General features: G+C 49.5%; 7 protein-coding genes and 1 pseudogene. 3 read left to right on the top strand and 5 right to left on the bottom strand.

Annotated features, from left to right (window positions below; translation table 11 throughout):
• Nucleotides 1-85: 85 nt before the first annotated feature.
• The 3 genes from tagD (at nucleotide 86) to ACXIUA_RS08860 (ending at nucleotide 6,392) form a co-directional block, all read left to right on the top strand.
• A complete protein-coding gene (gene tagD / locus ACXIUA_RS08870) occupies nucleotides 86-481 on the top strand; it encodes a glycerol-3-phosphate cytidylyltransferase (RefSeq protein WP_457976603.1) in 396 nt (131 codons plus the stop codon).
• Nucleotides 482-495: 14 nt separating this feature from the next.
• The gene (locus tag ACXIUA_RS08865) at nucleotides 496-4,257 is read left to right on the top strand and encodes a CDP-glycerol glycerophosphotransferase family protein (protein ID WP_457976602.1); all 3,762 of its coding nucleotides are present in this window, start codon (nucleotides 496-498) and stop codon (nucleotides 4,255-4,257) included.
• A 632-nt stretch (nucleotides 4,258-4,889) separates the two neighbouring features.
• Entirely contained in the window at nucleotides 4,890-6,392 is a 1,503-nt protein-coding gene (locus ACXIUA_RS08860; protein WP_457976601.1) for a glycosyltransferase, read from the top strand.
• A gap of 582 nt (nucleotides 6,393-6,974) precedes the next feature.
• On the opposite strand, the gene ACXIUA_RS08855 is transcribed toward ACXIUA_RS08860, so the two are convergent.
• The 5 genes and pseudogenes from ACXIUA_RS08855 to wecB all read right to left on the bottom strand — a co-directional run.
• Complete coding sequence (locus ACXIUA_RS08855; RefSeq protein ID WP_457976600.1) at nucleotides 6,975-7,256, bottom strand: ATP-binding protein; 282 nt, start codon at nucleotides 7,254-7,256, stop codon at nucleotides 6,975-6,977.
• A 21-nt stretch (nucleotides 7,257-7,277) separates the two neighbouring features.
• Nucleotides 7,278-7,874 (bottom strand): annotated as a pseudogene (locus ACXIUA_RS08850) (ATP-binding protein); the annotation flags it as partial.
• Entirely contained in the window at nucleotides 7,763-8,134 is a 372-nt protein-coding gene (locus ACXIUA_RS08845; protein WP_457976598.1) for an ATP-binding protein, read from the bottom strand. The pseudogene ACXIUA_RS08850 and the gene ACXIUA_RS08845, both read right to left, overlap by 112 nt.
• A 695-nt stretch (nucleotides 8,135-8,829) precedes the next feature.
• The gene (gene wecC, locus ACXIUA_RS08840; RefSeq protein WP_457976597.1) at nucleotides 8,830-10,107 is read right to left on the bottom strand and encodes a UDP-N-acetyl-D-mannosamine dehydrogenase; all 1,278 of its coding nucleotides are present in this window, start codon (nucleotides 10,105-10,107) and stop codon (nucleotides 8,830-8,832) included.
• Between the two features lie 73 nt (nucleotides 10,108-10,180).
• The coding region (gene wecB, locus ACXIUA_RS08835; protein ID WP_457976596.1) for a non-hydrolyzing UDP-N-acetylglucosamine 2-epimerase at nucleotides 10,181-11,338 on the bottom strand (1,158 nt) is incomplete at its 5' end.

Raw genomic sequence — 11,338 nt, 5'->3', positions numbered from 1 at the left:
AGCCTGTAAACCTTTTAACAGGGGGCGTGGTAATCTGATTGCGTTAGTTTTCGGTTTGCAAGCATGACACTGATTGAGGACTTGTATGCGTCGCGTTATAACGTACGGAACATTTGATCTCCTGCATTATGGGCACATCGAACTTTTACACCGAGCAAAAGCGTTGGGTGATTATCTCGTAGTTGCCTTATCCACTGACGAGTTTAATGCACTGAAAGGGAAGAAATCCTATTTTTCGTATGAGAGACGGCGCAGGATGTTAGAGGCGATCCGTTACGTCGACCTCGTTGTGCCAGAGGAGGAATGGGGGCAAAAAGCACGCGACGTCGAGAACCTTAAAATTGATGTTTTTGTGATGGGCGACGACTGGGTCGGAAAGTTTGATTCAGAATTAGAGGGTAAATGTGAAGTGATTTATCTGCCACGCACTCCAGATATTTCCACTACTCAGATTAAACAAGAGCTCAACAAGAATTTATAAGGAGACGATGAACCGTGGCTAAATTCGACTACTCTGCTCGCATTTTTGAGACTGCTGGGAAAACTATAGCTGGAAAAACCACAAGTCATCGTGGTGTAAAACTCGTGCAGTATGCCGCTGCGCGCGAATGGGCTAATAAGAAATGGGCATCCGCCTATAAACTCTATAGTGCAATTCCTGAAGAGCAGCGTTCTGTTGCCGTCCTAGAGCGATTGCTTGTTTTGGTGAACAAGTTGGATCTCAGCCAAGACAAGGAATCAATCTGCGCAGGCTTCGTTGCAGACTACCGTTTAGTCGAAGAACTGGTCGTTGGGATTGGAGTAGCCAAGAAGCATCGTGAGGCAGAGCTGCAGGAGTCAATTTCGCAGCGTCTCAGAGAGAAGGTGGCTGCTACTGGAGGGTTAACTCCAGAACTCTTTTCTATGATCCATAGGGGTGATCCTGCGTGGCATCGGCTTGAAGTTTTGATCGCACAGCGCGACAAGCAGCCCCTTGACTACTCGTGGCACAAGCTGATTGCTGACGTAGCTTGGAATCTTAGAGATTATAATTTAGTTATTGACTCGTTGCAGCGTCTTGAACCACAAGAAATAGCGAGCACGAGGTTTAAATACCTCTTAGCCGAGTCGAACCGTCGTCTTGGAAATGTGGATGATGCAAAAGCTTATTACCGTGAGTATCAGTCGTCCCTTCCTAAAGGGAAACAGTTTAAGACCGCGATTAAGGAAGTCAGAAAGTCAGAAGGGGATTTTGCGGCGCTTGAAATTCTCTCAAGCGGGCTCCTTGATTCGAATAACTCCGGCGCTGTTATAGCTGAAAAAGCGGAAATAGAGGAGCGCTTGCACGCATATGCGGAAGCCAAACGGCTCTATTCGGAGCTTGCGTTTCTCAAGCGCGATGAACCGCGAATGAGCTATAAGGTGGGGCTAAACGCAGAGCGAAGCGGCGAGTACGGACTGGCTGCACTGGCTTATGCTGACGCTCTAGATAAGAACCCCAATCAGCTAGGTAACTGGTATTCTTACCGTTTGGGCTATGTATTCTGGCGTGAGCGGAAATATCAGTTAGCGGCTGAAGCATTTGCGAGTTACTTTAAACTCCAACCGGAGGAAAAGAAAGAAAAATGGGGCTTCGAACGCGCGATAACGACTTTGTTCCGAAGTGGATCCCATCGCTCTCTACAGGAACTTGTGCGTTACCGGACCGCATTTGAGGGCTATAGCAATGCGAGCATCGAGAATAACTACCGATTGATTCCGCTGGGGCAGACGAGTATTCGATTGAGGCTGGCAGAAATTGCCATGCAGCGTGGATCTTTTGAAATCGCTTCGAACATTTTGCGGCTTGGAGAGCTTTTCTCGCACAAAGATGGTATGCGACCAGAAAGCTATAGAAAGAGCGTTGGCAACAAGCGGAACACCTACTATGTTGAGTGCTTAGAGCAGTGTGAAATCAACCCGCAACTTATTCTCTGGGAATCGAATCATGGCTCCTCAGTCGGATGTCATCCGCTTGCGCAGTTCCGGGAATTTGTGTCGAAATATGCTGTCGGGGAATTCACGCACGTTTGGGCGATTAATGACCTCGCCGCTGTACCCCAAGATGTGAAAGATAACCCTGATGTGGTGTTGGTCCCACTACATTCAGATGATTACCTTTACGCTTTGGCAACTGCCAAATACTTGGTAAACAATGTCACATTCGCACCTTATTTTGTACGTAGGGTCGGGCAGCTTTATCTCAACACCTGGCACGGAACGCCGTACAAGACTTTGGGGAAGTCAATGCGGCAGGGCGTACTGGAGTATGAAAATATCCAGAGGAACTTCATTCAATCGACTCATCTGTTGGCTCCAAATGAGCTAACTAGGTGGGCGTTAATAGATGACCACGGAATCGACGATATCTATGCTGGAAAGGTTGTCCTAGCTGGTTCTCCTCGACTTGACACTTCACTCAACATGAGTCAAGCCGAGCGATGCGCGTTGCGTGCGAAACTCGGCGTTAAGAGCGATCAAGAGAAGATCGTGTTGTTTGCTCCGACGTGGAGGGGAGGGGTCTCCGAAAGAGAGCTAGATGTTGAGGAGTTAGTAGCGGACCTTAAAGCGCTAGATAGTGCAGGGGCTGCAAAAATCGTTTTTCGGGCCCATAGGTTAAGCGAAAAACTGTTAGAAAATGTAAATATACCTGTAACCGTCGTACCCGCTGAGATAGACACAAACGAACTCTTAGCTGCGATCGACGTGCTCGTTACGGACTACTCGTCGATTCTATTCGATTTCTTGCCACAAAAGAAGCCTGTGGTTTTGTATCAGCATGATTTGGACGAGTACAAAAGCCAGCGTGGTGTGTACTTAGATTCAAAGGAAGTCCCCGGTGCGAAAGTATACGAGAGAGAAGATCTTCCCGCAGCGGTTCTAAAGGCCCTTGACGGAAAGTTTGCTCCAAATCCAGACCACTTGAGCCGGTTTTGTCCTTTTGAAGACGGCCATGCGTCTGCAAGGGTCAACTCCAGCTTCTTTGCTGGAGTGGATTTAGGGGACGATAAAGTCATTGATTATAAAGAGGTCCAGGCGAGAAAGAAGACTAAGAGTATTGTCTGGCATGCCAGCCTCATTCCGAACGGCATTGCTAGTGCCGGTATTGCCTTACTTGAAAAAATTCCTTCAGATGAGTTTGTCATCAACTTTATTGTTGAGCCACGGACGTTGCGGGCGAATCCTGAAAGATTGGAGCAGTTCAAGAAGCTTCCCGATAATGTGCGTATCATTTGTCGGACCGTGCTGTTGCCGAGGTCTATAGCAATGATGCGAGACGTTGCAACTTTCAAGAAGATCGAAGCGTTTCCAAATCAGTCGTTTAAGGAAGCGTATTTCAGCGCTTTTCATCTCGAGCGCCGCAGACTCTTCAGCGATTTTCTGCCGGACTATGTCGTAGAGTATGACGGCTACGCAGATTTCTGGCTTTCGCTCCTGGCATCTTGGGGAGAGCTTGGTGTTCCTACGGTTTGTTATCAACACAACCAAATGTATGAAGAAATGATCCGGAAGGACCCTTCGTTAAACAGAACCTTTGCATTGTACCCAATGTTCACTCGGTTGATCGCTGTAAGTGCTGCACTTGCTGAGCACAATGAACGCTCGCTCTCATCGTACATTGAAGAAACACCTGTAGTGCAGACGTTTGCTCGTAATTTAATTAATGTTGATTCGATTATTGAACTGGCGGATCGAGTTGAGGACGTGACACCGGTTATTGAGTTCATGGACCGGTTTGAAACGACGTTCATTTCCGTCGGACGGCTCTCTACAGAAAAGAATCAAGAAACACTGATTAAAGCGTTTGCTGAGCTGGTAGGTGAGGGCAACCGAGTAGGTTTAGTGATTGTAGGCTCAGGAATTCTGGAAGAACAGCTCAAGCAAGAGATCAATCGACTTGGCCTGGAAAATCAAGTCTTATTGACGGGGCAGCTTAGTAACCCCTATCCAGCAATCCGTCATGCAGATTGTTTCATACTGCCGTCAAAGCATGAAGGGCAGCCAGTTACCCTTCTGGAAGCCATGGCACTTGGCATGCCAGTCATCACGACCACCCTGCCGGGGTGCATTGAGGTCGTTGGTTTAGGGTACGGAAAGCTAACCGAAACTGATCAGAGTTCTGTCGCCAATGCGATGCGGGAGTTTTTGGGTGATCGAACCGCTGCATCTGGTGTCTTTGACGCAAAAGCGTACTGTGACATGGCATTGGGAGAAAATTTAAGAGCGATTACAGATTAGGCAAGATTGTTTGAAACTTGTTTCTCAGCCATGCGTCATTAATGGATCGGCTTGACTTACCAAAGTAGAGTTGTCAAAGATAATTGGCACGATATTAATAAAAACACTTCGGTTAATAATTGATGTTCGCAGGTCGAGGGGCAGTTAGCCCGAGAAAACGTTGTCTCCAATCGTAGTCAGCCAGGTTAGAACTCAGCAGATGAATTAGCCTTTGGCTCGTGAGTGGCTGCCTTTCTTGCCCAGGTAGTTCGGTACAGATTGAGATCAGTGAGGCGGTGAAAGGGCGCATCGTAAGAAAGGAAACTGATAAGGTGCGGTCAAGTAGCCACAGCTGCCACCACCAAATCGGGATCGTAAGTAATGCGTTTGTGAGTGACTTCAACCACGTATATAAGAGAACAGGCGTGTAATTGGCTGACTAAGTGGAATAGCATCATCAAGTGTCGAGAGTTTAACTGAAGGGCCACCGCGATGTTGACACATTGTTTCGCCCGGGAAATCGTTATCCGAAAGAACGTGAAATCTTGTTACATAAACTGTAGATATAATTTTTAGAGTGAGTTTTGCTTTGAAGTGGCAATTCGAACCATTAATCTCATTAACACGTACTGAAATTGCAGAGGGAGCCTAAGTTGAATTCAGAAGTGATAATGGATAAAACGCCGGTGATGGTTTTGCATAACATCAATACCGTAAACGGAGGAATGACGTTTTCCGTTTTGAAGAGAGCAGAAGCTCTCGCAGAAGTGTGTGCAAAAGTGATAGTTGTAACTTATGGGTTTCACCGCGATTTTGAAGGTTGTGTTAACTACTGGCGGGATCGGCTGAACAGCTCGCATAGGATTCATTTTTTAAATTTAATGGAGGGTGAAGGCTTTTCGCCTACGCATACTCCCGATATACGCCCCAATGAGGTTGCCATTGCGGATTCATCAAATCCCGAAGGTCGCCGAGTTTTTTGTGAAGGGGTTTACGCTAGGTATGAGAAACGTGATTCCGCTGGTCGGCTTGATTTTGTAGATCACTTTAAAACTCCATGGAATCGTACCAGGAAGGATGTTTATTCAGCTTCCGGGCAGCTTGCTGTAACACATTACATGTCTGAGGTCAACAACAAGATCTCATACAGTGTCTATACCGGTGCACATGGAAAACCATGCTATTCGGTGAAGGTTAATGAATCGACAGGGAAGCCATCGTCTTTCTTTCTCTTCGATGGTGTGGAGGGCGTTGAAGTCAGCAGCATTGAAGAGCTTGTAGGGGAATGGCTCAAGGTTAGACTTCGACAAGTTCCTGGAGTAATTCTCTTTGTCGACAAGCGAGAGCTTGTGGAGCCGTTGTCGAAAGTTCCAGCTGAGCGTCGTATTTTTTGCTTGCACAGTACCCACCTAGTCTATCCCAGCGAAGATCGATCGAGTTTCCACCCCTCGCTGAAGCCACTCAAAGACAATCTACATTTGTTCTCTAAGATAATTTGCTTGACTCCGAGTCAGACTCAGGATTTGCGGAGTACGTTGGGCTTGGATGAAGAAGACGTAGTGACTATCTCGCATCCCCAAAAACCAGTTTCCAAGGAGAAGCAGCAACCGGAAGACTTCTTTAGCTACAAGATTTCATCCGTCGCGCGATATCACAATGCGAAAAACCTTGGTGATGCAATTCGTGCATTCTCTTTGGTGCTGAAAGAGTTTCCTGGGGCCACTTACGATTTGTATGGTTACGGGCCAGAGGAAGATTCACTCCAAAAACTGATCGATGAATTAGGTATTGGACATGCTGTCGAATTACGAGGATTCTCATCTGACACTGAGTCCATTTACCGAAATTCTTGTTTGACAGTTCTATCCAGCCAGTATGAAGGCCAGCCGCTCGTTTTGACTGAGTCTATGGTGATGGGAGTCCCTGTTGTAGCATATGACGTAAACTACGGCCCTCGTGATGTAATTCGTGATGGGATAGATGGAATCCTAGTTCCTAAGCATGACGTCGAAGGTCTGGCAAAGGCAATCATCTCCATTCTTGGCTCGCCCGAATTGAGGAAGAATCTGTCTGTCAGGGCCAGGGAGGTTGCTGAGCGTTTTGGGCAAGACGCGTTTAAGTCAGCTCTCATTGATAAGGTATTGCTTGATCTTTAATTGTCAAGACGAGGTTTTTGCCCAGAGTCTAACCTGATGCATGCTGTGTCTAATGCGCATGTGCTCAAGGAGCTTCACTCGCCCGCAACCTTACCAAAGAGCAAATCGTGAGACTCGCTCGCTGCCGATGGTGGCAAAAGCACAAAGCATCGTCATTCTCGACACATCATTCGTCAGAAGAATCTACCTGGCCTAAGCACTGCTTACCGCTGCGTGTAGAAACGACTACTCTGCCCGTTTCTTCCGCACAGACACCCTCGCCAACCAGCTGGTGGTGCTACGCCATGATGGCACCGCGCGGTTGGAGTTTCTTCAAGACTTACACCTGGCAGATGTACTCGTTTTTGATGACTTCTTAACAACGCCGATTGGTGCTGCCACAGCACACCAGGCTCAATATTCTTGGTGAGCGTGAACACCGGAGTTCAACGATTGTCACCTCCTAGTTCACGTTTTTAGAATGCTGAAATGGTAGCGGCGTCGTGAGTATCCGGTGAGTATCCGGTAGCACCTGAGTGAATACCCGGTAGCGCAGGGATCACCCAGGTGTCACGGAGACGTTGGAGGGTTACTCGTTGGCTTCTAAGCGCATATTCGGTCCCCTTCCAGTGTGATGATCTCAGCACCAACGACAAGCCGGTTGAGAATCGACTCTGCAATGACCGCGTCAGGAATCGACGCATACCAGTCTTTCGGGGTGAACTGGGAGGTCACAATCGTCGAGCCGGTATGTTCGCGCGCGGCGAGTGTCGGATGCGGTTTGTTGGTACCGGTGTTCCAGGAACGCATTCCAGGAACGCGGTACTGGCCTATTCCGGGTAGTTGGTACTGGTCCGGGTCAAGCATCAAGCATGCGATGCCCAACCCAGACTAAGTGTTGTGCGCTTACGCGTCGGGGTCTACCGGGGCGGTAGCCTTGCGCATATCAAAGTCTCCGATCCGGATTCGGTAACCGTTGTTGAGTCGGCTGACCAACGAATCCGCCCCAACTCTGTCCGGAAGCTCGGCAACCCAGTAGGCAGCCGCTGACTGCGACGAAATAATTGTTGGCAGTCGGCCCTCACGGTCGAATATGATCTTGGCAAGGTCTTCTTGCCCACGCTGATTGATGCTCATGGTCATAAAATCATCGATGATCAAGACATCGATGTTGATCAGTTTGCGCATCATAGTCAGATAGGTTTCGTCAGTCGGCGAGAAGACCGCCAACATGTCGACAAGCTGATCTAGTCGGTAGTAGGCCACCGAGTACCCAGCCTGGCAAGCCGCAACACCAAGAGCACAGGCAATATATGTTTTGCCGGTCCCAGTCGGGGCGAGGATATGAATGTTGGTCGGGTTTTCCCGCCAGTTCGTTGCCGCGATTCTCTTCAACTGCCGCAGGTTGATGCCTCGCTCTTCCGCCCTGGTAATTTCATCCAGACTGGCGTTGGGGTAGCGAAACTTCGCCTGGCTGATCGCTTTGGCGATATTGCGTTGTTGGCTGTCATCGGGCTGTAAGACTGCAAGTTGTGCTGCAAGCATGTCCGTGCGGTAGAACCCAGGATGACAATGTTTTGTCCCAAATGGCACCATTGACCATGAGCGAGTCGGCTGATTTGCTCCGGGTTGATGTTGCGGGCAGGTGTGCACACCACGTTTTCAAGGCAAGCATCAAGGTTTGGCGATCGGGATGCTTTCAAAAGTTTGTTGATGCGTCGTTCACGCCTGGCCGCGACTTCCTTATCTAGTGCGTAGAGCACCTATTGTGAAAATGTCCACGTGTCGAATGCTGGGTCATTAGCAATGTCGATCACGGTTTTACCGAACGCGGTCATATGTCTATGGGGGGAAACCGATATCAGTTAGCGCAAGTTCCTTGGATCTGGGGAGAGGGGCCAGAGGCTTTCGAGCAAATTGCCGATGATTTAGCGTATCTGATTTCTCGGGTGCGGAGGTACCTATAGACAGTTCCTAATCTTGAGCAAGTTGGTTTCGGCGATTAGCAGCTGTCGGCTAAAGAAATAGGGAGTGAAGAGATCAGGCGGATGATCCAATTGACCGTGTTGATCGACAGCTTATTCGCTCTATCGGTGGCTACTTACGTGCGTTCCTGATCCTGGGAATATGGTGTGCCTCGGCCTGCATGTGTTTATGCTCCGGAAACCAGTTCCCGAGCAGGGAGTTGATACCTAGCTAGTCCGAAACGAGGCGTCTACTTACTTTGCCAAAACGTAAAGGAGTTCATCGGAAACTCGACATGGGCCAATAGGTGGTGGTGCGCAAAACTGGGGAAACTTCTAGCATTTGAAGATTTGTTGTGCTGGTAAAAGATGCGGTCCAATATATGATCCCTTACCCGATTGTGATGTGAATATAGTTTAATCTGCATGCGTGTGCAACCAGCAGGCGTGCCAGGAACCGGCTTATTTCGGATAGGCCAATTTTCATTATCCGCCTATCGGCGATCAGCAGTTAATCCGCGACTGTCGATTAGACAGGGATGCTGAGTAATATCTTTCGCGCTAAGGCGGAATTGATAGTGGTCGACCAGCACTACGATAATGTCTGACTGTTCCACGGTGGGCTCGAGGTCGCTTAGGCGAATATTATCCAAATCACTCAACGGTTTAGGTAAACGGCTCAGGTTCGGCTCTACAACGTCAACTCGTATTTGTGGGTGCTCGAGAGCAATTCGTTCAGTGATGCGAAGTGCTGGAGACTCACGGACATCATCAATATCTGGCTTGAACGTAATTCCAAGTATACCAATACGAGGGTGCTTGGATCCATATTCGAATTCAGCTAGTGCGTCGTCAATTTTGGAAAGCACAAATTCAGGTTTGGAATCGTTGACTAGCCTACTTGTTTTGATCAGCTTGGCTTGATGTGGTGTAGAATGCACGATAAACCATGGGTCAACTGCGATGCAGTGGCCGCCTACCCCCGGGCCTGGTTGCAGGATATTAACACGGGGATGTCGATTCGCTAGAGAGACAAGCTCCCAGACATCGATATCCAGTTCATCGCAGATCAACGAAAGCTCATTTGCGAATGCAATGTTGACATCGCGGAAAGCGTTCTCCGTGAGTTTCGCCATCTCTGCAGTGCGCGCATCGGTGGTAAGTACGTCGTTTTGGCAGAACCGCTCGTAGAGTTTTTTTGCCTGCTCTGAAGATGTTTCGTTGATACCGCCCACAATTCGAGCGTTGGTCGTCATTTCTTCCATGATTTTGCCCGGGAGTACCCGTTCTGGCGCATGCGCAACATAGATGCTGTTCGCCTGATCTGGCGTCAACGTAAGATCTGCACGCTCAGAAACTACAAGATCTGCCACCTTTTCGGTTAGCCCGGGAGGGCTCGTCGACTCAAGGATGATGAGCTCTTCACCGTGGAGCCGGGGAGCAATCGACTTTGCTGCCTCGAAAACGTAGGAAGGGTCGACAGATTTGTCTGAGGAGAGCGGAGTAGGGACCGAAATAATGTAGACATCCGCAGGCTCAAGTTCCGTTCCCACGGACAAAGATCGAGCCTCGACTACGTTCTTGAGCAATTCGTCGAAACCGGGTTCCACAAAGGGAACCTCGCCTCTAGCGATTGTCGCTACTCGGTCCGCGTTGATGTCGTACCCGAAGACTTGCAGTCCCGTGGACGCGAAGAACGCTGCAGTCGGGAGCCCGATATAGCCGAGGCCAATCACGGCAATGTCGAATTGGTGGCGTCGATTAGCGGTCATGGTGCTCCTCAGCGGAATTGTGGGGTAATGCCGTTGACAGTCTAGCGCGTTCGACTGCCGACCCTACAACGGGCTAGAACCTTGGATGAAGCGCTGGTGCCTGAGTATCGATTCCAAGATTGAAAAGGCCACCGAGAGCCTTCACGGTGCGCTCAGCAGCGTGGCCGTCACCGTAGGGATTCACTGCGTTTCTCATCGCAGCGTGGGCATCCGGGTTGTCGAGAAGTTCCGCGGCTTCCGAGATGATGGTATTCGGGTCCGGGCCAATCATCTTCACAACGCCGGCTTCAATGGCCTCTGGGCGCTCTGTTGTGTCCCGGATTAGCAGTGCTGGTAGTCCCAGCGCGGGTGCCTCTTCCTGCACTCCGCCAGAATCGGTGATGATGAGGTCAGACTGTTTCATTAGGTGGATGAATTCGTCGTAGGGGAGTGGGCCGGTGGCCACCACATTTGGGAAGTGCTCAACACCCGGTAGGAGGCGTTCCCGAATACGAGGATTCAAATGCATGGGTACAAAGAACGCTGTGTCGCTGTACCGCTCTGCGAGGGTCCCGAGGGCAACTCCGATTTTTGCGAGGGAGTCAAGATTCTCTCGCCTGTGGGAAGTAAAGATGACTCGGCGGTCGAAGCTCTGAAGTGCGTTTTCAACGGAAGCATTAGAAAAGTGGCTTTCTTTCGCTGCAGTCTCAAGTAAAGCGTCAATAACGGTGTTCCCGGTGACAACAATTGCATCTTCCGAAATACCCTCGGCGATGAGATTGTTTTTTGCGCGGTTGGTCGGGGTGAGATGCAGCGATGCGATCGCGGAAATGATTTTGCGATTCGCCTCCTCCGGGAACGGAGAGCTCAAGTCGAATGAGCGGAGACCTGCTTCGATATGAACAATCTTGGCTTCGCGGGTAAAACCAGCGATGGCGGCAGATGCTGCGGTTGAGGTGTCTCCCTGAACGATAAGTGCATCAGGTTTGAACTCTTTCAAAACCTTATCGAGACGCTTGAGTGCTCGCGACATAATTCGGTTCAGTGGTTGCTTTCTGTGCATGAGACCGAGATCAATGTCTGGCTGAAAGCCGAATAGCTCAGTCACTTGGGCGAGCATTTCGCGGTGCTGCCCAGTGGAGACGACCAGCGTTTCAAACTCATCACGGGCGCGCAGTTCCTTGATGACCGGTGCAAGCTTGATGGCCTCCGGGCGTGTACCGTAGACAACCATGATCTTTGCAGGGGTCAT

Source organism: Corynebacterium sp. UMB8791 (genome assembly GCF_054166365.1).
This window is presented reverse-complemented; position numbering and strand designations above follow the sequence as displayed.